At 41.3% G+C, this 22,874-nt stretch carries 24 protein-coding genes; 1 reads left to right on the top strand and 23 read right to left on the bottom strand.

Annotated features, from left to right (window positions below):
• Positions 1-99: 99 nt before the first annotated feature.
• The 16 genes from ACP14Y_RS04860 to ACP14Y_RS04785 form a co-directional block, all read right to left on the bottom strand.
• Positions 100-291: a YwbE family protein gene (locus tag ACP14Y_RS04860; protein ID WP_424961843.1), complete on the bottom strand. Its 192-nt coding sequence runs from the start codon at positions 289-291 to the stop codon at positions 100-102.
• Positions 291-530, bottom strand: coding sequence for a CBU_0592 family membrane protein (locus ACP14Y_RS04855; RefSeq protein WP_424961842.1), 240 nt, complete (start codon positions 528-530; stop codon positions 291-293). The genes ACP14Y_RS04860 and ACP14Y_RS04855 overlap by 1 nt, the downstream gene beginning before the upstream one ends.
• A 169-nt stretch (positions 531-699) precedes the next feature.
• A complete protein-coding gene (locus tag ACP14Y_RS04850; RefSeq protein ID WP_424961841.1) occupies positions 700-3,273 on the bottom strand; it encodes an FtsX-like permease family protein in 2,574 nt (857 codons plus the stop codon).
• Positions 3,260-3,589 carry a PadR family transcriptional regulator gene (locus ACP14Y_RS04845; RefSeq protein ID WP_424961840.1) on the bottom strand — a complete coding sequence of 110 codons (330 nt, stop codon included), beginning with the start codon at positions 3,587-3,589 and terminating at the stop codon, positions 3,260-3,262. The genes ACP14Y_RS04850 and ACP14Y_RS04845 overlap by 14 nt, the downstream gene beginning before the upstream one ends.
• 125 nt (positions 3,590-3,714) lie before the next feature.
• Positions 3,715-4,161 (bottom strand): YHS domain-containing (seleno)protein, encoded by a 447-nt coding sequence (locus ACP14Y_RS04840; protein ID WP_424961839.1) that lies wholly within the window; start codon positions 4,159-4,161, stop codon positions 3,715-3,717.
• 11 nt (positions 4,162-4,172) lie between these two features.
• Positions 4,173-4,514 (bottom strand): hypothetical protein, encoded by a 342-nt coding sequence (locus ACP14Y_RS04835; RefSeq protein ID WP_424961838.1) that lies wholly within the window; start codon positions 4,512-4,514, stop codon positions 4,173-4,175.
• Between the two features lie 67 nt (positions 4,515-4,581).
• Entirely contained in the window at positions 4,582-5,538 is a 957-nt protein-coding gene (locus ACP14Y_RS04830) for an AraC family transcriptional regulator (RefSeq protein WP_424961837.1), read from the bottom strand.
• Between the two features lie 251 nt (positions 5,539-5,789).
• The gene (locus ACP14Y_RS04825) at positions 5,790-6,515 is read right to left on the bottom strand and encodes an SDR family oxidoreductase (protein WP_424961836.1); all 726 of its coding nucleotides are present in this window, start codon (positions 6,513-6,515) and stop codon (positions 5,790-5,792) included.
• 4 nt (positions 6,516-6,519) lie between these two features.
• Positions 6,520-7,293, bottom strand: coding sequence for a DUF4386 family protein (locus ACP14Y_RS04820; RefSeq protein ID WP_424961835.1), 774 nt, complete (start codon positions 7,291-7,293; stop codon positions 6,520-6,522).
• Between the two features lie 24 nt (positions 7,294-7,317).
• Positions 7,318-8,028: a hypothetical protein gene (locus ACP14Y_RS04815; protein ID WP_424961834.1), complete on the bottom strand. Its 711-nt coding sequence runs from the start codon at positions 8,026-8,028 to the stop codon at positions 7,318-7,320.
• 11 nt (positions 8,029-8,039) lie between these two features.
• Entirely contained in the window at positions 8,040-8,327 is a 288-nt protein-coding gene (locus ACP14Y_RS04810) for a hypothetical protein (RefSeq protein ID WP_424961833.1), read from the bottom strand.
• 78 nt (positions 8,328-8,405) lie between these two features.
• Complete coding sequence (locus ACP14Y_RS04805) at positions 8,406-8,987, bottom strand: Crp/Fnr family transcriptional regulator (RefSeq protein ID WP_424961832.1); 582 nt, start codon at positions 8,985-8,987, stop codon at positions 8,406-8,408.
• Between the two features lie 573 nt (positions 8,988-9,560).
• Positions 9,561-9,761, bottom strand: a complete 201-nt coding sequence (locus ACP14Y_RS04800; RefSeq protein ID WP_424964423.1) for a DUF983 domain-containing protein — start codon at positions 9,759-9,761, stop codon at positions 9,561-9,563.
• An 88-nt stretch (positions 9,762-9,849) separates the two neighbouring features.
• Positions 9,850-10,728, bottom strand: a complete 879-nt coding sequence (locus ACP14Y_RS04795) for an SDR family oxidoreductase (RefSeq protein ID WP_424961831.1) — start codon at positions 10,726-10,728, stop codon at positions 9,850-9,852.
• 24 nt (positions 10,729-10,752) lie between these two features.
• Positions 10,753-10,950: a hypothetical protein gene (locus ACP14Y_RS04790; RefSeq protein ID WP_424961830.1), complete on the bottom strand. Its 198-nt coding sequence runs from the start codon at positions 10,948-10,950 to the stop codon at positions 10,753-10,755.
• On the bottom strand, positions 10,916-11,836 hold the full coding sequence (locus ACP14Y_RS04785) for a serine hydrolase domain-containing protein (protein ID WP_424961829.1): 921 nt from the start codon (positions 11,834-11,836) through the stop codon (positions 10,916-10,918). The genes ACP14Y_RS04790 and ACP14Y_RS04785 overlap by 35 nt, the downstream gene beginning before the upstream one ends.
• 259 nt (positions 11,837-12,095) lie before the next feature.
• On the opposite strand from ACP14Y_RS04785, the gene ACP14Y_RS04780 reads away from it, so the two are divergent.
• The gene (locus ACP14Y_RS04780; protein WP_424961828.1) at positions 12,096-13,241 is read left to right on the top strand and encodes a serine hydrolase domain-containing protein; all 1,146 of its coding nucleotides are present in this window, start codon (positions 12,096-12,098) and stop codon (positions 13,239-13,241) included.
• A gap of 12 nt (positions 13,242-13,253) precedes the next feature.
• On the opposite strand, the gene ACP14Y_RS04775 is transcribed toward ACP14Y_RS04780, so the two are convergent.
• The 7 genes from ACP14Y_RS04775 to ACP14Y_RS04745 form a co-directional block, all read right to left on the bottom strand.
• Entirely contained in the window at positions 13,254-15,041 is a 1,788-nt protein-coding gene (locus ACP14Y_RS04775; RefSeq protein WP_424961827.1) for a helix-turn-helix domain-containing protein, read from the bottom strand.
• Between the two features lie 491 nt (positions 15,042-15,532).
• On the bottom strand, positions 15,533-16,561 hold the full coding sequence (locus tag ACP14Y_RS04770; protein ID WP_424961826.1) for a serine hydrolase domain-containing protein: 1,029 nt from the start codon (positions 16,559-16,561) through the stop codon (positions 15,533-15,535).
• Between the two features lie 76 nt (positions 16,562-16,637).
• Positions 16,638-18,173 carry an NFACT RNA binding domain-containing protein gene (locus tag ACP14Y_RS04765; protein ID WP_424961825.1) on the bottom strand — a complete coding sequence of 512 codons (1,536 nt, stop codon included), beginning with the start codon at positions 18,171-18,173 and terminating at the stop codon, positions 16,638-16,640.
• Positions 18,174-18,185: 12 nt separating this feature from the next.
• Positions 18,186-18,956, bottom strand: coding sequence for an MBL fold metallo-hydrolase (locus ACP14Y_RS04760; RefSeq protein ID WP_424961824.1), 771 nt, complete (start codon positions 18,954-18,956; stop codon positions 18,186-18,188).
• Entirely contained in the window at positions 18,953-19,180 is a 228-nt protein-coding gene (locus tag ACP14Y_RS04755; RefSeq protein ID WP_424961823.1) for a hypothetical protein, read from the bottom strand. Before ACP14Y_RS04755 ends, ACP14Y_RS04760 begins: the two co-directional genes overlap by 4 nt.
• A gap of 37 nt (positions 19,181-19,217) precedes the next feature.
• Positions 19,218-19,592, bottom strand: coding sequence for a response regulator (locus tag ACP14Y_RS04750; RefSeq protein WP_349563333.1), 375 nt, complete (start codon positions 19,590-19,592; stop codon positions 19,218-19,220).
• Complete coding sequence (locus ACP14Y_RS04745; protein WP_424961822.1) at positions 19,585-22,845, bottom strand: PAS domain S-box protein; 3,261 nt, start codon at positions 22,843-22,845, stop codon at positions 19,585-19,587. The genes ACP14Y_RS04750 and ACP14Y_RS04745 overlap by 8 nt, the downstream gene beginning before the upstream one ends.
• Positions 22,846-22,874 lie beyond the last annotated feature (29 nt).

Below are 22,874 nucleotides of genomic sequence, written 5' to 3'. Positions count from 1 at the left end.
TACCCCGAAACAGCCTAAAGATTTAATTATAAGACGGAGAAGTACCACCTTTCGATCAACCAGGAAATATGGCGATAAGCATGTTTTGTAATTAATGGATTATAGCACTTTTTTCACTCGACCCACTATTCCGTCTTCCAACATTATTTTAATCCCATGGGGATGATTGGATGACTTGGTTAAAATTCGTTTCACTATTCCCTCCGTCAGTTCACCGCTTCGCTGATGATGTTTTTGAACCACTTGAACTTCAGATCCGATTTTGATATTTGATCTTACTGTGCCGTCCATTACGCTTTCAATCTCATTTGAATTAGTTTGAAAGCAGAAAAAACCACCCAAACAAAATTGACTGCTACGAAAGGAAAGGCTCCATTCATCCATGCATTATATAGAAGGAGGATAGATCCAATGAGATTGAGCATCAGGTAACTTGTGGAATCAGCAGTAATTTTCTGAAAAAGATTTAATGCGAATCCTAACAGCAATGATCCTGCTCCAAGCCATCCTATAAGTTCAAGTGTATCCATTGTAGAAAATGTTGAATGGCGAAAGTAGGGTGCTTTTAATAAAATACTGCTACGACTTAGCCAACTTAAAAATCAATTTGGGTTACCCCAATCCTAAAGGGAGCCAAATTTATTTTCGTCTTCCGCTTTAGTGACTCAGGGTAAGGAAGGCGGAAATGACAAAGTTGATCTATTCATCCTTTAGGTATTGTACCGGATTTGTTTTGCTGACCTTAAAGACCTGCGATAGGATGGTTACTAGTGCAATCGAAAGGGTTATTGCTATTGTAAAACCGATGATTGATCCACCAAAATTGACGTGATAGGGGTAATCCTCTAGCCACTGGGAAATCAATACACTTCCTAAGGTAAGCCCAGCGGTCAATCCGACGACAATGATAAGTAGGAATCTTTTGGTGAAAACCCGGTATAGACTACCAGAGGAGGCTCCCAGCACTTTCCTGATACTAATCTCTTTCAATCGTTGGTTTAGCTGAAGGCCTACTATCCCGAGTAAACCCATAGCAGCGAGGAATATCGATACAAAACATCCAATTGCAACCAATTGCATCATTCGTTCCTCCTGACGATATCCTTGTTGATAGACCTCTTCCAGGAAACTAAATTCAAAAGGAAACGGATCAAAATGTTTAGCCCAAACCGCATCGAACTTATCCTGATCGAAGATCGTCCCATCACTTAGTTTGAAATAAACAGACTGCAATTGATAAGCTGGAGCAATATAAATAACCAATGGATCGACTGTGCTTTTGACCGATTCATAGTGGTAATCTTCAATCACCCCAATAATTTTGGGATTCAGAACCTCGCCATACTCGAATGGAACAATCTCACCGATTGGATTTTCGAGGTTCATTTTGGAAATGAAAGCCTCATTGACCAAAATGGCCGATTCATCAGCGGAGATTTCCGGATCAAAATTTCGCCCTCTTACTATCTGAATGTCCAGCAAGCTTATCAAGTCCTGATGAATACGTAGATGTCGCACGTCAAATTGATTTTCTCCATTCATCCGAGTGCCATTATATCCGGAAATAGCGGCTACTTCAGCTACCTCAGGCATTTGCGTGAGATCATTTACAAATGCCGCAATTCTGCCTTCATCCGCCTGGATATAATCCATATAAAGCACATTGTTGTAATCGATTTTTGTGTCAAATGAAGACAAGTATTGAATCTGCCGATTCATTGTGAGCATTCCGGCCACCAAAACCGTCGCAATCAAAAATTGGATACCGAGTAATGTTTGGGTGATCCATTTACCTGACCGGATCTTCTGTTCGCCTTTCAGGCTCTTGACAATATGAAATCTGGAAAGAACAAAGGCAGGATACACGCCACTGATGAACGCTACCACTACAAGAATCGTAGTTGCTCCCGCGATAAAGTTCCAATTAAGGATGTAATCCAGTCCATAATCTTTTTGAACGAAACTGGAGAAATACGGAAGTAGTAGCATCATTACACCTAGGGCCAAAATACCTGCAAGAACAGCTGAAATAAAGGATTCCGTGATCAGTTGACTAAATATTCCTGCCTTTTCCGCTCCAATAACTTTTCGCAGAGCGACCTCTCTGGCGCGATTGATATACAAGGATATGTTGAAGTTGGAATAGTTGATCATTGAAATAATCAGACAGATTATACCGATCCCAACGAATAATTTAATCAACTCAGGGTTCCCACCTCGGGAAACGCCATTGTAATGCCCGTACGATTCATTCAAGTGTATTTCTGAAATGGGCTGAAGTTTTAGTAAAACGGATGCATCCTCGCCATCTGGTTCATTCTCTTGTTGTACCTGATTCATTTTGATCTCTGCATCTGCCCTGCTGGATGGGTTTGTGAGTTTCACCAAGGAATTAATATTGATGTCAAACCAGGTGGTTAAACGTCTTTCGGGTACATTCACCAAATAATTAGCGAAGGACATGATCATGTCACTTTTTACGGAGGTATTTTCAGGAATGTCTTTGTACACTCCACTGACGATAAAATCTTCAAACTCTTCTCCTCGGATCAAAGAAATTATCTGACCCACTGCTTTTCCCCGAATGTTCAGTTTTCCTGCGAGGGTTTCAGAAATAATGACTTCATTGGGCTGATCAAATGAATTAGCTGCACCTTCCAAAAAATTAAGGTTCAAAAAATCAATCATGTTACGATCCGTCATGATCAGCGGTTGTCCGATGGTTCCCTCACCTTTCCTAATCAGTCCAAAGTCAGATTCAAACCGGGCAATACTTTCAATCTCAGGGATCTTTTCTGCAAACTGCACTGACATGGCATTAGAGCTTCCTCCAATGTAGTGTACATCGTCACCTCTTTGGAAATCCAGGACAATACGATAGAGACTTTCATGGTCCGGCAAATGCTGATCAAAACTCATCTCATCCTGTGCATAGAGATAAGCCAGCCAGCAAAACGAAATTCCAAGTGCCAGTCCTAAAATGTTAAGAGTGGAGTAGAGCTTATGTTTTTTCATAAAACGCCACCCGGTTTTGATATAGTTTTTGAACCTCATGATGTAATTATTTAAGTGATGAGTTGGTTTGAGATTGGCCGGTCGAATGGATCGGATAGTTTCCAGGATGAAATGCCAGCGTGCTTTTGTTAGTCCTTTTTCTTGCACGCGCCAGAAAAACGCCTCATGCAAATCTCCCTGGACTTCTTCAACCAGGTGATCAGCACAGCATTTTTCTACCAGCCAGTCGGCCCATTTTGGTGGATTAGGCCCTGACATATTGTAGTGATGGTTTTGAGACACTATTCCAAAGCTTGGATTTTACCTCATTGAGTTCGCTCACCAACTTATAAGCTTTTGGAGTGGCCCAGTAGTTGCGCTTCCGTCTTCCACCACGTTCTGCAGTGGGCTCCCCAAACTCTGAGTTTACCCATCCCTTTTTTTCCATGCGTTTGAGCACTACATGAATGGCAGGTATGGAAATATTCTTGCTTAGCGCATCCTCATACTCCTTAGCAATATCCACACTGTTGATTCGCTCATTCTTGAGTAAAATCATCAATACAATTTCTTCCAGTGATCCAATCGATTCCATTAGATTAATAATTGTTTAAGTTATGAATACGAATATCATTAATAAATGTTTAAGTAATAAATAAAAAAAAGGACAGAATTTCTTCTGCCCCCTTTAACATCAACCATAATTAAGCCTATCCAACCTTACTTGGATTTCAATTTCTTCCAGTTTTCATTGGCATTCTTCACCATGGCATCATGGCCTTTCTCATTCCATACCTGCAAGGCATCTACCTCTATGCTATTTAGGTATACATAGTATTGATCGCCAACCACCAAAAATTTATTCGGGTCTGTTCTGAACTTTGCTCCAATAGCAATACCAGTAGCACACCATCCACCATATTGAGGAAGGTATTTCTTTGGATTTGCATCGAAAGTTTTCTTTTGCTCTGCAGAAGTAAAGAAATATTTCACGCCATCATATTCGGTGACATATTCCTTTGAGCCACGCTGAGCGAGCTGCAAGTCCAGGTAGGAAACCGGACTGTAGCCATTCAAAGCTATTTTGCTGTCATCTGTATTGTACATCTGAGCATATGCACCGATGGTTCCTAGAACCAGTAGTGCGGTTATTAGCATTTTCGACATGTTCATTGATTTTAGTTTTGGAAATAAGTTTCGTTGACCACCCGCCCGTTTTGCCATTCTCTACGGATCACCTCGTGCCAGTTGATCTCACTGCCGTCCTGCATTTCAAATCGAAAGCGGAATTCGGACATACTCACATTCTCACCTATCGAGCTGTTAAGCAGCGAGATTTCATTCACATTCGCGATGCTGCCAACAAAACCGGTAAGCTTTTGGATTGCCTCCTCTTTTGTGAAGGTCTCCGAGCCATCTACATCTTTCGTGTGAGCAGAGTCGCTGAAAAATTTGGCTACTGCCTGCGGTATCTCACCGCGCAGCACCATGTTGTCCATTTCTGATACTAGATTTTGCATTTTTTTATTGTGTTTAATACAATGCAAATGAAAGGAGGACGTATCCCTGGATGTTTACAAAAAAGGGCTATTCATCAGTACTTTTTGAGCTGAAATCAGAAGGGGCTTTGCCTGTATGTAGCTTAAAAAAGGAAGAAAAATGGCTAACCTCTTCAAAGCCCAACGCAAAGGCCGTTGCTGTTACTGATTCCTTTGCACTTAGCATTGTCTGCGCAGACAAGATCAGTTGGTTCGTGATGTGCTCTTTGGGCGTCTGTCCAGTCGATTGATAAATGTTTCTACTGAATGTTTTGGGTGTCTGGCTCAACAAGTTTGCATAAAAAGCAACCTGATGGGAGTCAGAGAAATGCTGATCAATTGCCTGACAAAAAGCTTCGAACAATGCTTCGTTTCTGGATGTGTTTTCAAGTCCATCTACAAATTGACCCGGAGTTAATGATGTCTGGTTCCTGAAAAATCTTGAGAAATAAGCCGGATCCTTGAATCCCAGTAGATAGGAGGCCTCTTTTACCGAACCTTTGGTTTCGAAAAGTATTTGTCTCGCCTTGTTGATCAGCTTGTGATTTTTCCATTGAAAAAAAGTGAGGTCGAGCTTCTCTTTTGAAATACGCTGGACATCCTGATAGGATAAAAAGGAGTCGGGCGATTCCATTTTAGCGGCTACATTTCGCTCCAGCCATTCGTTCAGATCGAATAAGAGGGAAAGCTCTTCAGGCGTTGCTTTGAAAGGGTTCATCTCTAGCCATCGCTCCTGAGCTGATTTTAATGTCTCTTGATGGTTTTTTAAAGGCAGTTTTTCATCAGCATGTACATGGCCAACTGTAAGGACCTGTGAAAAAAGAAAACGATAATGGTTAGTGGAGTGATCCTCCACGGCCAGGCTTTGGGTTGACTCAATGCTGACATATTGGTTTTTTGGAATAAATACAGCTGATGGTTCGCAGAAATGATAGGTTTGAAAATTGAGTTTTACCGAACTATCGGATGGTATCAAATAGATATATGGATGCTGCGTTTTTTCCACTATATAAAAATACGGTCATACAATAGCTATGCATGATTTTCAGGGATGGTTTTGTGGGAATTGTCTACTGAGCGTCAATTGATAGGTGATCAATGCCTAGTTAAATATTCTTGTTGTGCGGGTGGATGACTAACGCCCAACTATCATCCGTAAGCTGGACTTTCATTTCTATAAAAGTATCCTTTATAACAAGCCTTTGCAAATAGCTCATACAGCTACTGGATGATAGTGATTGTTATAGATTGTTATTTCTATTTAGATAAAATCTTATTTGCTAAAGAGGGAAACAAAAAGGCTATCCAGAGAAACATCCGCATTTTGAATGGAGCTATGATGCTTCTCCCTTTTTCCAGTTGTGGCAATACCATCCTGACCAGTTCAGTCGCTGACATTTTATCCTCATCTCGTCCAGCCGTCATGCTGGTGTCTGTGACCGGTGGGATGAACTCCACCACGGATATTCCAATCGCTTTTAAGGCGTATTTCAACCCTACTGTGAAATTTCGCATGGCCGCCTTACTGGCACTATAGACCAATCCATCGTCTTTGGGAAATGCCCCAAGTCCCGAGGTTGTGTTCACGATCATTGCCTGTTTCGAATTGCTCAGAATGGGAATCAGGAGATGCGTCAGGAGAATCTGGCCCGTCAGGTTGATGGTGATTTCCTTGTTAATTTTATCCAGCGGAATGACCGTCGAAGTAAGCGAGTAATTGAATTGCACTCCCGCATTGTTAAACAATACATCCAGGTCGGGATATTCATTCTGAATTTCGAGAGCGGCCATCTCTATGTCGCGTTGCTTTGACAGATCACATTGGATGGTTTTGAATCCCTTGCTGCTGGCATGGATAAGCTTGGCAGTATCTCTGCCAAGCAATATCACGATGTTTCCTTTTTTCAATAGCTCCACACCTAGTGCATAGCCTATGCCGGATGTTCCTCCGGTGATCAATATGGTCTTGCTCGTTAGTTTCATGACTTCAGACAAATGAAATGATTACCAACAGGGCAAATAGACCTGCGGAGGCGACCTGCTGTGTGATGGTCAGTTTGCCTTGACGAGCAGATTCGGCATTGAACAAGAGGAAACTCACAGCAAGTAACCAGCCCAGTTGTGCCGTGTGCACGATCATATTGAGCGGTCCAAGCGCTGTGAATGTGCCACCAAATTGTTCCAGCGAATAAATGAGCATCCCAATGCCCAATCCTTGTCCGATTCGGGCAATGAATCTTGGGAAAACCTCTGGCTTGCTCAGAAGGGATGTTGAGAATAGGAACATCCAGAGAAACTCAAACCAAAAGGCGAAGTTTTCACCAATGGATACACCAGCGTAGATGTGGAATGAATCGTAAATAACCCGGATGTATTCCAATTGATCTGATGAAGCATTGGCCGCTAATTGCCCGAGATGTTGCATCAAAAACGGCCATCTGACAAATCCCAGCGAGGAGGTCAGCCCAAACAATACCCCAAAGACCACTGCCAGAAATCCGGAGGTAGATTCATGGAATCTCAATGTCTTGAATAGCAGCAATACGGTGGTCATGAAGCTGATACCTGTTAGTGTAAATAGGTAGTAAGCTGGGACGGTGAAGGCTTTGTTTTTATAGAAAAGCTCCAGGGTGGTTTCCATGTTTTCCCGGAGAATGTCAGGGAATTCGAAGGTATAAATCAGGACTACACCAGCTATCAGCATCATCAGGATGTGGATAATCACCATCCAGCCTGTCAATTTTATTTCTTGTGTTTTCATTTCTGTATTGGTTAAAAATTAGAATTATTGAAATCGGTAGGCCACTCCAATGTGGAACACCTTGTACATGTTGGTCACGCTGGAATTGAACCCATCATCCATCCGCTTTTTAAGGTTAGCCTGAGCTTCTGATGAGAGGTTGGCGGTACCACCGAACTGGTAAAGAGGGGAAGGATATTGGCCCCAGGCGGGTGTCCACTCAAAACCGGTGGAGAAACCATTCTTGAAGTTATATTGGTAGCCTAGTCCGAGTGCGAGCCCCCATCCAGCGGGCCTAGTTTGCTGTATCTTGATCGTACCGGAGTGAGGTTCGTTATAAATCTGTCTGGTACGATCGTCAAACCGCATTGTCTCCGTGTCTCTGCCATTGAAGACAAATCCACCTGATAAGAATGGTCCGTTTTTTATCGGCGTATATCGTACCTGAAAAAGGAATCTTTTGGCTACATCTTCTGATGAACTGGATAAGCCTTCAAGATCGGTGGATTTGGCATTGAAGGAGGAACTACCTCGACTGATCTCATCCTTGAATTGGTAGATGATGCCTGCATAAACTTTTTCATTGAAATGATAGCCTATAGTAATGCTTGGTTTGAAACTACCTCCCGTGGGTAGTTCTCCAAGCCCAAATCCAATTTGCCAGTAATTCTTTAAGTGAGTTGATCCTTCTTGCGCTATACTGGCATATCCAATAATGATTCCCAGTATTAGTAATGTTATTCTTTTAGTTTTCATGATGGTTTGGATTAAGAGTGGACGAGTCGTATAAATAATTTGATGAGCTGAATCAGGACGGCTCCAAAAACGGTGTTGATGGCAAGCATGATGAACGTGGCACCAACCAGCCCGAAATGTTGAATGGCAAGGCTATCACCGATGGTTGTTTTATTGCCAATCAACCGATTCACAATGACCCATGCGTTGAGGTGTTCGGCCTCAGCACCAAGAATGTAATCAATGATGATCATGATGCAGACGGACGCTACGGCCGCAATCGCATAGATCGAAAAGGGATAAGAGAGTAAAGCTTTCATAATGCATTTGTTTAATGTTCGAGACAAAATTCTCTCGCGCATCAATCATCTGCATTAACATAGGTTAAGGAATGAACCTCAGGAGGGTTTGGCAAGTTGAGCACGTATTCGACTCAACTGGATGGGGGTGATGCCTAGATATGAAGCGATATGATATTGGGGGATTTGGTTTTCCAGTCCTGGATACGTTTCTCTGAAAATGCGGTAGTTGGTTGTGGCATCATTTGTCACCATCTGAATATCGTGCTTTTCCTTTTTGATCCATTCTCTCTCCAGAATTCGGAGCATGAAGGTTTCCAGACATCTATGTTCGTCAAATAAACTTCTGAATTTTTTATACGAAAACCGAATCAATTGGCAAGAAGTCAGGGCTTGAAAGGATAATTGGCTTGGACTCTCAGACAGAAGCGAAGTAAGCGCTGTTGGAAACATGCCCGGAATAAAAAACGTCTTGTTGTACTCATTGCCTTCCTTGCTATGAAATACACGAACAACTCCTTCTGTCAACAAATAACAATAATGCGTTCGATCACCAACCCTTACCAGGTAAGCATTGGGATTCAAAGAGTAGAGTTCAAATAGTTGCACAAACTCGTTCCAAGCTTCATCTGTAATAGGATGAATCTGATTCAGGGAGACCTGTATTTTCTGGGTATCCATCTTATGACCTACAACACACGCACAAACCCGTGCAAAACGTTAATTTTGACATGTTTATGACGTTTAAGTGGAAAGTTAACGGTTTTGATAATTATTTGGTTAGTAAAGAAGGATATATCGTTCGGGTCCAATACAAAACCTCACACTTGCATTACAAGCACGCCCGATTCATAAGCCATAATTCGAGAAACCAATTCCGGCTCTGGCGTAATGGGAAGCAGGAAATATGGAGCAAACGACAGCTTAGACATCAATTGATTCCGATTAAGCCTATAGAAATGGCTGATTCATGCAAGTTGATGGAGATGCCTTTTTAGCACTAAATTGTTTTGGTTCCACCATTACCACTTCTTCTTTTTCCACAATGATCTAACCGATAGGTGCCCTTTAGCTTTTAAGGTTCTGGTTTGTTTCCTCATAAACTTAAGTTCGTGAAGACATGAATAATCTGGGCTAATGGTTCCTGCTTCGTTTCTAGTTACTCCTTTATATGATCATCCTGACTATATAATTTTTATGGACTTCTGAATGGAATTAGTGCATGAGCCCATATTGACCGACTAAGACAGTAGATTATTGGAAAGAATGCAATCCGTATATCCACACTATGTACCATTCCAAGCTACCATCTATACCGAGTACATTGGTGGTAGTGATAACTGCGATGATTATAGCTACCTGAAAAGCATAACTCACATACATTGCGCCAGTATAAAAACCTGGTTCTGGTTCAAGTGATTGCGAACAGTTTGGACACTTCTTATGCATTTTGATAAACCTTTTACTGTAAGAAGAATTGGTAAATATTTCTTCAGATCTTCAACCTGGATATTGTTGTTTCACTATACTTTGCACTAGGCTATTATTCTTCATAGTGTTGATTTATATTAAGTTGGTCAACTTCCCATATAAAAAAGGACTTGATCCTGTGCATACCATGACGTGGAGCAATGTTGTCTTGTCCCATCATGGTAAGAAAAAACTCTATTGGACCATATGTTTTTGAAGAGGTAAAAGCTCTCATTGAAAACATAACAAATTTCCTGATCCAGTCTGGAAGATGAACGATTTTAATAGGTCGCATCCATGTCTTCAGTGCCATTTCAGCAATCTCGTTTTGTGTTAAAATATCAGGTCCTCCAACAACAAGTTCATTTTGATTAGAATTGATAGATTCAATAATTGCTTGTGCCAGGTCAGCTCCATGGATAGGATTGAGTTTGAATTCACCATTTCCAAATAGATATACTTTACCTTTTTGAGCCATGCTTAGAAAGTCCTTCATATCAGAGAAGAATCCATTGGGACGTACAATAAGATACTCGAGTCCAGATGCTTTTAATGCTTCCACAAATCGTTCTTTGGCCTCTATGATCTTTAGCTTTCGCATCTTATCGCCATTGATTACAGACACGTAAATGAATTTCTTAATTCCAGCCTTCTTTGCCTCATTAAGCAAGTTCATATTAGCCTGATAATCCACGTCCATGTATGTGAGTCCATCCTTTTGTCGAGTGATCCCCACAGTTGATATCAATACATCGGCACCTGAAAGCCGGCCACTGAAAGAGGAGGGATCGGTGACTTCAGCCGTGATGATTTGATCTGCGTTAAGTCCTTGTGCTTCAAGTTTTCTTTCATTTCTGGCGATAGCATGAAATGGAATTTGTTGGCTTTGAAGTTCCTTAACCAGGTGACTTCCCAGATATCCGGTTGCCCCTGCTATAATAATCTTTCTCATTTCGTTCGATTTATTTAGAATGAATTAGAATTCGTTTTTTAAGACAGCTTCCATGATCTTATACCGTTCTTCACCTTTATCTTGCTGATTGCTCAAAAGAATGATCAGTCCATTAGACTCAGGTATCAGTACCAGTAAGCTTGTAAACCCGTCGATATCCCCACCGTGGTGGTAGATTACTTTATCCTCAATTGATAGGGTACCATGCTGCTCCGGGAGCATTGACTCCATTTTGTTCAATCGGTAGAGCGAAAACCGATTGCTTTTCCTCTTCTGTGTAATAATCTGAAATCATGGCATCCCCCCATTTCTCCAGGTCGCCAATGGTACTTTCGATTTCACCTGCACTGTAAGCGATTTGCATTTGATACACACCTACCTCAAGTCCCTGCTTATATCCTTTAGCTCGCTCCAACCCCTCAATCATGTCTGGTCCTTTTGCGGTATTTAGAAGGTTTAGAGGTTTGTAGACTCTTTCTTGTAAATATTCCTGATAGGTCTTTCCAGTAAGTTTCTCGACCAGCAGTCCTAAAATCAGATAATTGGAATTAGAGTACGAGAAGAATTCACCCGGTGTAAATTCTAATCCTTCCTCTTCAATGGATTCAATGATTATTTCGAAGATTTCTTCGGTATCAAAATAATGGTTGTTTTCTTGGGCGTATGCCTCAACTGGTCCTACATAATCAGGAATTCCGGAATGGTGTGTCATTAAATGCCGGATGGTTATCTGATCGCCATGTGGAAATTCATCATCGAAATCACTGAGTGGTTGATCAAGATTTTCAATCAGTCCATCTCTTTTGAGGTTCATAATGGCTGCTACGGTAAATGATTTAGTAACAGATCCAATTCGATAAATAAGTGAAGGATTGTTCGGGATACTATTTGCTTTGTCTGCCATTCCAAATCCTCTTCGAACCAAGTCAGTACCTTCTTTGCGAACCAGAACGCTTCCTGTAAATCCAATTTCTTCAAGGTATTCTTCAGCTGAAGAGTATGTTTGATTTGGCTGCAGTGAATTAGTATCATCGCTACAAGCACTTATAGCTACTATAAATGCAACTGTTATAAACAATGCTATTTTTTTTCTTAATGTCGCCATCATCTTTAGTGTTTTTTGTTTGAATGATGACTCAAAATTGAATTGGCCCAACACAGCAATCGTCTCGGATTATATAGTAAGACTGGATAATGAAAAACCGTACTTCACTAGAGTACATCCGGGATAATGCCGGCTTTATGACTCAAGCAGAGGTTAATCGTTAAGGGAAGGGTAAAAAGTTCGGGATTTCACTTTCAATAGAATTTCGGACGAATAACATCTATTCAGAAAAGAGATTTGTATCAAAACAAATTCAGAAAGCATGAAAAAGTTCGTTTCACTAATTATTGGTATTGTCCTTAACACTTCTCTGTTTGCGCAAAACAATCACGAAATGGTGATCAAGACCATTGATCAGCTATTAGAAAAAGAGCTGGAAAAAGAGAATGTGCATAATGTATTATTGTCTATATATGCTCCAGCTAATGATTTCGAATGGCATGCTGCTAAGGGCAACTTTAAAGATGGGAGGGAGGTAACGGTTGAGCATCCGTTTTACACGGCAAGTGTTGGAAAGACCTTCACTGCAACTGCTATTGGCATGTTAGTAGACCAGGGCAAGATCCAGTTTGATGATCCTATTGCTGAGTATTTACCGGTAGAAATCATGCATGGATTGCATGTTTTAGATGGAGTCGATTATGGTGATTCAATTAAGATATCGCACTTATTGCAACATACATCTGGATTACCAGATTACTTTGAAAGAACAACTTCGGATGATTCTCCATCCATGTTTGATCTGATCATGACTGAACCAGATCGATTCTGGAAGCCGGAAGAAATGATATCTTTTTCAAAGGCCCATTTCAAGCCTTCTTTCGCTCCGGGTGAGGACTACTATTATACAGATACTGAGTATGTTTTGTTAGGAATGATCATCGAAGAAGTAAGTGGAATCGTTTTAAATGAGTTTTTGACAAAGTACATTTTCAATCCACTTGAAATGAACCATACCTATCTAAATCAAAGATCGGAACCTTTAAAACCGACCAACGCCATAACTGAAATGTATGCGGGAGATTATGAGATAAGCACCTTAAGAAGTTTGACCGCAGATTGGGCAGGGGGAGCAGTTGTTTCTACTGGGAAAGATTTAATCGCTTTTACTGAGGCCTTAATGTGCGGTGAGTTGTTGTCAGAAAAAACGAGGAATGAAATGCAGCAGTGGACCGATGAAACCCTGGGTATGCAGTATGGATATGGATTACGAAAAATTAATTTTAGTGAGCTTCAACCAACTTTACCTAAATGGGTGGTTATCGGCCACTCTGGAATGAATGGCACCTCCATGTATTACTGTCCAGATCTAAATGTTTATTTGGCTGGCACATTGAATCAACTGGAAGCATCAAAAGAGGCTGTTATGCTCATGTTGGAAGTACTTGTGCAATGCCAAAAGCTATAACTTGTTAGCTATTCATTTCTGTTGTGTTTTTACCCACTGCTTAGGAGTGAGTCCTGTAGTCTTTCTAAAAAAGTCATTAAATACAGATTTAGAGGTAAAGCCACTTTCAAAAGCTAATCCAAGTAGCGTTAGATGGCTGTTTTTTGGTTCAAGGGCCTTTTTCTGAAAAGCTTCCAGTCGGTAGGTATTGATGAAGTCGTTGAAATTTTTTTGAAGTTTTTCATTGAGAAGCCACGAAAGTTTGTTGGGGTGAAGGTTTAAGGTTTCAGCCATGTTTCGTAAGGTAAGTGAGGTATCTAAGTAAAGATGTTCATTGAACATTAAGTTTTTTAATTTTTGAGAGAAATGATCAACTTCTTCGGAGGACATCAATGACCTTTCAGAGGGGCTGTGATTTACCTCTTGTTTGCCAAGTTGCTTCTCTGGAAAGCACATTCGAACCAATTCTTCATAATTAGGGTGTGACCGGATAGGATCTAGAAAGCGTTCATGCTTGAAGTTAATTACCTGTCCCATCTTTTGTTTCACTTTACTTTTAAGTAATTCAAGTCCTTCTGCTGGCTCAATTTGCACGAGAAGAAACAAATCAAAAGCCATCAGAGGTCTCGGTTGTATAGCTTCCAGCTTATCGATCAATATCCGAACATCTACTTCAGGCACATCAACACCCCCATTTATAAGGTGAAACAGCATTATATACTGCTCAGGATAATCTAACTGGGGGCATGAGTCTACCAGTTGATTTAACCCTTCCAGGTTATTTTGATTTATAAAACATGCTAATTTCAGCTGAATCGAAAGCGCAAAATCCGAATCAAGATTCAGTGATTTATCCAGGTATTTTTGAGCTAATTCATACTGTCTCTGCTGATAGAATATGTTGGCCTTTGTGTAAAAATGATTAGGAGATAATGGATTATTTTGTAGACTCTTATCAATTGAATTCAGTGCTGAAGGAAAATCACCTATTGATGTTTGAACCTCGGCCAGGCATTCATTGACGTCAGGTTCATCTGGATCAATTTTTAAAGCCTCCCGGATAGAAATGTTTGCAGCACGATAATCCCATAGACCCCAGAACTCATGGGTAGCAAGGCAGTGGTATGAATAAACAGATTTAGGATCGTCAATCTTATTTCCTTGGAGAAAGAATCCTTCCGCGCGTTTAAATGCATGTTCCTTATCCATTGCACCCCATGAGCCCAGCAAACTATAGCACAGGCCGGCCCCATATAACGGCAATCCGAAAGAAGGATCAAGTTTTGCACTTTTTTCATAAAGGAGGGCTCCTTTTTGGATATCCTCCAGGTTCCACCTTTTGAGAAAATACTTTCCTTTTAAAAAAGTATCATATGCTTCTACGCTGTTGGTCTTAGGGGTAACAAGATGCTCACTCAATTCAAGATGCCCATAATTTTCTCTTATTCGCTCGGCTACCAAAAGGCTTATCTCATCCTGGAGTGCAAAGATGTCCTCCAACTTTCTATCAAAACTTTCTGACCAAATTTGAAAGCCATTGTCCGTTCGAATAAGCTGTGTGGTTATCCTTACCCGATTACCCGCTTTTCTGACACTACCTTCAAGCACCAGTGCCACACCCAGTTCATTTCCTATATGTCGTACATTCTTCTTGACGTTCTTGAAAACAAACGAAGAAGTTCGTGCTGTCACTTTCAGTCCGTCGATCTTGCTTAAGGCATTAATGATCTCCTCTGTCATACCATCAGAGAAATACTCGTTTTCAGGATCTGAACTGAGATTATCAAGTGGGAGAACAGCTATGGATTTCTGGTTGATCAATTGCTTTCGTGAATAGTTGGTTAAAAATAGCTTAATAGCTAGTAACCATCTATTGTGACAAAAAGGCCTTGTCCCAGTTTAAACCTTATCTGGATGAAAAAAAGAACCATTTAGGAAATGGATTTAAGCTGTATAATTCTTTTCACATTGGTTATAATATCAAAATTGGTAAGAAAAAGCGTTTTTTTCTGGAGCCACAGATCCACTCTCAATTTTGGGTGTTTACTACGGGGACACAATCCTAGTTTAAAGCTTTGAATGATAAATGGCGAAACTATTTCCTCTTTGAACCTAACATTTACTTGGATGTGAATTTTTAATTGAACTGCAAATGGTATTGTCTTTGCCGACATTAACCATAGTGAATTGTGACCTGGCAAGATCGAGTATATACATGATCTACCTGTTTTAGCCAGGCTTTAGTAGTCCTGTGTTTTCTTCAAAAACCACATCATTCTTTTGGATTCATAATAATTTTATCGAATTGCCATTTACCTCTTCAAGATTTTCACTATTCTTCCATTTATTATTTCTGACAGGTTCCAATTGTAAAGTTCCGGGTCAGTAGTGCTGTAAAAAGCCACAATCACGGCATCCAATTCTTCATGGTATTCGGCAAAACTCTGATACCCCGGCACCCACCCGGCATGTTTGTATTCGTAAATGGAAGAGTAAATTTCCTTTTCGCCCTTCTCAAATACGGATCCATCGTTTAATGCTCTAAGGAATGTGCCTACATCCTCAGCGGTTGCTACCATTCCAAGATCATCGGTCTTTAAATCATATGGGTGTCCAACGTGGTAACCACTCATGATATCATCCATATTCGCTTCGTTTACGGATTCAAATGTTCTGGTCAGCTTGAGTGGTGTCAGGATTTCTTCTTGTACAAACCTGAAATTATTATACCCTAACTCATTGTCCATGATCTTGTTGAGCAACAGGTAATTGGTATTGCAGTACTCATAGTCTTCACCCGGTTCAAAGTTGGCGGGCTGTCCCGTGATCAAGGCCAGACTTTCATCATAAGATAGCGTAGGATGAGCCCAGAAATCAGGTGTATCTGTGAAGTTGGGAATTCCACTTCTGTGCCGGATCATGTTTCTCAATGTGATCTGCTCGGCATTTTCAATCTTACCTTCCAATTCAGGCAAGTAATAAGCAAGTGTTTTATCCAGTGACAAACGCCCTGAGCTCACCAGTTTGGTTACAGCCACAGCATCATACAGCTTACTTATACTGGCAATCTTGAACAGAGCATCTGGTTTGGCAGGAATTTTCACCTCTCTGTTATGCCAGCCGGATGCAAAATACTTAGGAGGCTGTCCAGCCTGATCGATATAAACAATCATTCCGTCAAATCCATGATCAACGGCCTCATCCAGCTGCTCCTGAACGGTATCGGGCAAGGGTAGAATCCAGGCCTTGACCAGCAGCCAGGGCACGAAGAATAGGGAAATGACCGTACCCGCAAGGAGAACGAGTCTGATGATGAATTTTGATTTTTTAGATTGGCTCATGATGCATCATTAGTCAACATCTAAGTTTATATTTAGTTGATGATGTTCAAATGGTAAATTAACTGTTTTGCTGATATTATTTCATGACTTTCGGCTCCACCATCACCACCTCTTCTTTCTCCACAATCACCTGACCGGCTGGGGTTCCTTTGGCTTTTCTAACAAACTTCTTCTGGGTGTAAATTACCGGGCAGAGGGTGTCGGTTTTTCGTTTGGAATTGGCTGCTGCTAGTGCCGCCGCTTTTTCAATGATATGGATCGGAAAATTTTGTCCGGGCTTTTGTCTTACCACCACATGAGATCCGGCTACATCTTTGGCGTGCAGCCAGAGATCGTTCTTGTTGGCTACTTTCAAGGTTAGCTCGTCATTGGCTTTTGCATGCTTACCCAGCAGGATTTGCCAGCCGTCAACCTCAAATTCGTGATAGGGGAGGTTCTCTTCCTTCACCTTCTCTTTTTGAGCCAGCCCATGATCTTTCAAATACTTTCGAAGCTCTTTGGTATCTGTAATGTCCTGAATGTGTAGGATCTGTCTGCTTAGCTTATCAATGAGCTGCTCTTTGGCTACTATGTTTTCTTTAAGTGCATCTACTTCCTGATGTCGGTTTTTGGCTTTTCGGTAGAGGTTTTCTGCATTCTTTTGTGGACTCAGCTCTCGGTTGAGCTTGATTTCAATCGGCTCGTCGTTATAAAAATCATGGAGTACTGCTTTGGATAGTCCCGTTTGAAGGCTATTGAGATTAGCCATCAAAATATTGGCGATTTCCTCCGGGCTTCTTGCTTTTTCAACCTGCTGAAGTTTGCTTTTGGTCTTTGAAATGTAGTTTTCAGACTTCTTGATCTTTTGCGTCAGCTTGTTGATGGCCTGCCCCTTTTCTTTCTCAAAGTAGAATCCTCTGACGGTCTTATTGTACAGCCAGTTGACAGCCACTATTGCTGAGTTTGTTTGTTCAGTGGAGGAGTTTAGCAGGCTGATGGAAGGATCATCGTGAAGGTATATCGGATTGGTTGCAAGTGAATCAAGCAATTGATTCAATAGTTTCCATTTTTCGGAATCCTGCTTTTCATAGTATCCTGAGTGGCTGAGGTAGACCTTCGTTTCTTTTCCCAGGGCTGGTATCAGGGAGGTAGGGTCAAAATTGTGGTCGGCTAGTGCTATTTCGGAAACATCGATATCCTGATGTAATTCGCTGGGAATGACTTCAAAATCCTGACTCAGATTGTTCCTGAATAGATTGATTACTTCATCATTTCTACTATGAAGAATATTAGCCCTCCGCGCATGCATCTTGAAGATGAGGGAGTCTTCCTCTAATTCAATTTGAAAGGAACGTTCATAGTCAAAAACGGAGACTCCTGATACTTCTTTATCAAGAAGATCTGAAAAAAGGTCAACGCTGTTTTTCCCGGCACGGGCAAATTCTTCTGGAAAGGAGAGGAGGGAGACGTTTGGGTCTAGATTAGCACGGACATAGAACGAACGATCCGGATCGCCAAACCCTAAAATAAGCTCGTCTTTGTTTTGCGAGAAGCATTCCAGTAGGGTTAAGCCTTTCAGTCGCTCCTCAAGCTCTGGAGCAAGGCGTTTAAGGAAGAAGTAGTTGTGAAACATGCCAATTGTCAATTATGAATTGTCAATTGACATTTGCAGTCCATCCCAGGCAATCTCCACATTCTCGGGCAGTTCTTCCGAAACGTCTTTATGCGTACCCATAAAATGCCCCAGGTGGGTCAGGTATCCTTTCTCAGGTTTCAGTTCTTCCATGAGTTCCAGCGCTTCCTCTAAATTAAAGTGGCTAATGTGGCTCTTTTTCTGGAGCGCATTTAAAACAATCACTTTTGAGCCTTTGATCTTTTCTTTCTCCTCCTCAGAGATATGATTTGCATCCGTGATATAGGTAAAGTCACCAAATCGAAAACCTAACACTGGCAGCTTGTAGTGCATCACTTCGATCGGAATAATCTCCTTCCCATTTACAGAGAAAGGCCTATTCTCAATAGGATTTACGGTAACCTTAGGGATGCCCGGGTAGTCATCTGCTGAAAAAATGTATTCAAACTCTTTTTCCAACCGGCCGATCACGAAATCGGTGGCATAGATGGGCATATCCTTTTTCTGGAGAAAATTGTAGCTTCTTATATCATCCATGCCAGCAACGTGATCTTTATGAGCATGCGTGAAAAGCACGGCATCCAGTTGGTCGATCCGTTCTCTCAACATTTGCTGGCGGAAATCAGGTCCGGTATCCACTACCATTTTGACGCCCTCATACTCCACATAAATTGATGCACGCAAGCGCTTGTCCCTGTAATCCACTGAGGTACACACCTCGCATCTACAGCCGATAACCGGAATGCCTTGAGAGGTACCTGTTCCCAGAAAGATAACTTTCACAACTGAAGCTGATTATTAGTGATTTCAGAATAAAGTTTTCGGTTGTTTTCGCTGAGTTTGCTGGAATCAACCTTTATGGATCTGATAATTTCGATCAGGCTGTTGACCTTGCCTTCCAAAGCGAAAAACTTATTTATCACCGCTACTTTACTGTCATTTAAAATGCAGTAGCCTGACTGGAAGTTCCCTTTTTCGTATCGAAGGATATAGTCCGTTTCGGACATTATGTCCTCGAGTTTATTTAAGAAATGATTGGTGTATTTAATTGTCATCCGTATACTTTTTCACCATCTCCACAACTGAATCGTAATTGAGGGGTTTGGGGATAAAAGCATTGATGCCGGCCTCTTCAAAATCCTCCATCGTATAATTATTTGCATTTCCGGTTATTGCCACAATCGGGATGTCTTTGTTGCCACCGGACATGCTTCTTATTTGCCTGGCGCACTCCATCCCATCCATTACAGGCATATGGATGTCCAGCAACACCATCCCATATTCATCTTTTTCAAGGAGGTCAATCACCTGCTGGCCATTTTTCACAGAATCAATTTCGTAATTGAGTTGGGACAGGATTTTTTTGGTGAGGTTTTGGATGACACTGCTATCCTCGGCGACTATTATTTTTTTACTCATTGGTGACTAACAAATTTTGGCTACTCTCTTTGAACTCCTGAAAAAGCACTTTTAGCTTTTGAACTTCCCCTTCCAGTCCTTCAAATTTATTTTCTTTTAACCTTTTTTCAATGAAAGCCGCCTGTTTAGATAATTTTTCTACTCCTAAAGTACCTGCATTGCCTTTTAAGGTATGGAGTTCCCCCCTCATTTTTTCAAAATCCTTCTTATCCAAGAATAGTTCCGTGTTATTAACTAGTCCTTCTGCTTCTTCCTCAAACTCCATCAAGGTGGCTTCTATCAACTCCTGTCCACCAAATTTGGCTAGTTGGTTTAGCGTATTCTGATTTATGGCGAGATCTTCTGCTTTTTCAGTAATTGCATCAATGGATACTTCAATCGGCTTAAAGTCCACCCATTTCTTGATCTTATCAATGAGCATCTCCGCTTTAATAGGTTTGGCGAGGTAGTCATCAAGACCGGCTTTTAAGAACCGCTCCCGGTCTTCCTCCATCGAGTAGGCCGTCATGGCAATGATTGGAGTGTTGGTACCAGTTGATATTTTCCGAACTTCATTTGTGGCCTTTAGCCCATCCATTTTAGGCATTTGAATGTCCATGAAGATCAGGTCAAAGGCCTCCTTTTTAACTTTTTCAATTGCATCGAATCCGTCGAAGGCTTCTTTCACCTGGCAGCCAGATTTTGTCATGATGCTGCTAGCTACTTTCCGGTTTACATCGTTATCATCAACCAGCAATATTTTTGGTTGCTTACCGGTAAACTCTTTCGTGAATGGCTTGTCAGGCTGGCTAGCCTTCACCTGGTCAGGAGAAACTTCTTCGGCCATGAACGTAAACCAGAAAGTACTACCAAGTCCCGGAGTGGACACCACACCGATATCGCCTTTCATGGATTTCACAAGCTCGCGTGAAATCGCAAGTCCTAGACCGGTACCACCAAAGTTTTTGGAGCTGCTATTATCCAATTGGTGGAAACTTTGGAACAAGCTTTTTTGATCCTCCTCCGAAATTCCGATACCGGAATCTTTGATAGATACTTTAAAGACAAACTGTTTGCCTCGTTTCTTTTGTAAACGGATACTCATATTGATGTTGCCCTTGTTCTCACTGAATTTGATTGCATTGGATGTGAGGTTAGAAAGAACCTGTATCAAGCGGGTCTCATCACCTAAAATCCATTCAGGGATTCGTTCATCAATGTGATAGTAAAGATTGTTGTCTTTGGAAGAAGCCTGTTGAGAGAAAAGATCATAGACTTTTTCAATCGTTTTGACCAGGTGCACGGGCTGCTGACGCAGATCCATTTTTCCTGCCTCAATCTTAGAAAGATCCAGGATGTCGTTCAGAATATTAAGTAGTGTTTGCGACGACTTATTGATGGTCTTCACATACTCAGACTGTTCACCGTCCAATGTGGTACTAGCCAATAGGTCAATCATTCCGATGATACCGTTCATTGGCGTTCGAATTTCGTGGCTCATGTTTGCCAGAAATCGTTCTTTGATCTTCAAAGAGCGCTCTGCCATCTCCTTTGCCCGGATCAGCTCTTCGTTGGTCTTTTTTAGTTGAGAGATGTCTCTTGCAACACCTTCGATTTCTACGGATCCATCGTCCTTGTTTATAAGTCGGATGTTGAAAAGGAACTGCAGTTTGTTGCCATCTGCCGTTTTTAAGGTTCCTTCCACGTTTCTGATTCGTTTCTCTTTGTTTATTCTTCTGCCAATTTCGAGCACCTGTTTGGTGCGATCTGCATAATCCAATACGTTGGTATGGAAAACATTTCCGGGAGAATAGCCAAGCACCTCCTGAACGGAGGGGCTTATCATGGTCACCATTCCTTCTGTGTCACATCTGAAGTAAATGTCCTGAAAGGATTCGAAAATTGTCCGGAATTTTTCTTCGCTGGCGATCAAGGCGCTTTCAGACTCCTTCTTTTCCGTGATGTCATTGGCAATGATGGAAAGCTCCTCAATTCTTCCATTCGGGAGGAAGATGGGGTTGACGAAAACTTCTCGCCATACCATTTTTCCAGACTTGTCAAGGGTGTTGGTTTGAAAGTTGACAAACTTACCTGTGAATGCTTCTTCATATTTGGAGGACCAGAAATCCTTTATTTCATCTGTTAGATGATTTTCAGAGACTTCCTTGATACTAGTGCCTATCTTTGGAGTTATCCCATAGTATTTTTTGAAGGCGATTTCGTAATTCTGATTAAAGGATGTAAATCGAAATGCCCGATCCACAGACCAAATTTCATGCGTGCTACTATCGAAAATGGCTCCAAGTGTGGCCGCCTGATTTTCGATTTTTTCCTCTTTTTGCTGCCGTTCCATTGCCAGACTTATTTGTCCGGCTATGTAATCCAGTAGCTCCAGGTCCTTGTTGTTAAATGCACTCTGATCTTTGAAGCTATATATTGACATCACACCCATTTCGGTGGCGGTTCGTATGATCACACCCAGCCAAATTTTAGGAATTGGATCTTTGAATGCTACCCCGGTTTGCTGGCTGATTTTTTCAATTCCGTCTTTGTATATAATCAACGAGCGGTCTCGCTGTACTGTGTAGTCCATGAGTGCATGGTCTACGTCATAGGTAATTGATTCCTCTTCTGCCTTTTCATTGATGCAAAATACCTGGCGATAGTTTTTGCCTTCTTTCAGAGAAATGTGAAAGTTGTGAACCTTCAGCATCTGATTTAGCTGATGATAGATATTTTTATACAACTGTTCCAGATCATTTTCCGTGATGGTAATGTTGGCGATCTGGTAATAAAGGCTTTGAGCGCTTTCTGCTCTGATCCGCTCAGTAATGTCATAAAATACACAGCGATATTCTACCGGTTCATCATTTTCAAAAACGGAGGTCATCTTCCCCGTTACATAGATGTTTTTACCTGATCGGGAGGTCAATACGGTCTCAAAACGCTCAAAGCGACTTCCCGCAGTAATTTTTAAAATGTTTTGCAGCGTTCCTCGCTGATATTCATGGTGCACAGCTTCGAGGAATTTCATATTAGTGATTTCTTCCTCGGTATAGCCGAGTTTCTTCTTCACCGCTTCATTTGCAAACCTGATTTCTCCTGTTTGCTTGAAAATGATGATGAGATCATTTGAGTTGTCGAAGAGATCTTTAAGGTTTTGATTAGTCTTTTCGACGAGCGTATAATAGTCCCTTTGGGTATTGTCTAGCTTTGCCTCTAGTTTGGCAATCTTCTTCTTTAGCTTATCAATATCGTTTTCCACCTCAGCCATATCCAATAAAATTAGGCATTTTAGCCATT

The sequence above is a fragment of the Ekhidna sp. genome (assembly GCF_965247405.1).
Taxonomy (GTDB): Bacteria; Bacteroidota; Bacteroidia; order Cytophagales; family Cyclobacteriaceae; genus Ekhidna.
The sequence above is the reverse complement of the archived record's forward strand: the minus strand, read 5'-3'. Positions and strand labels throughout refer to the sequence as shown.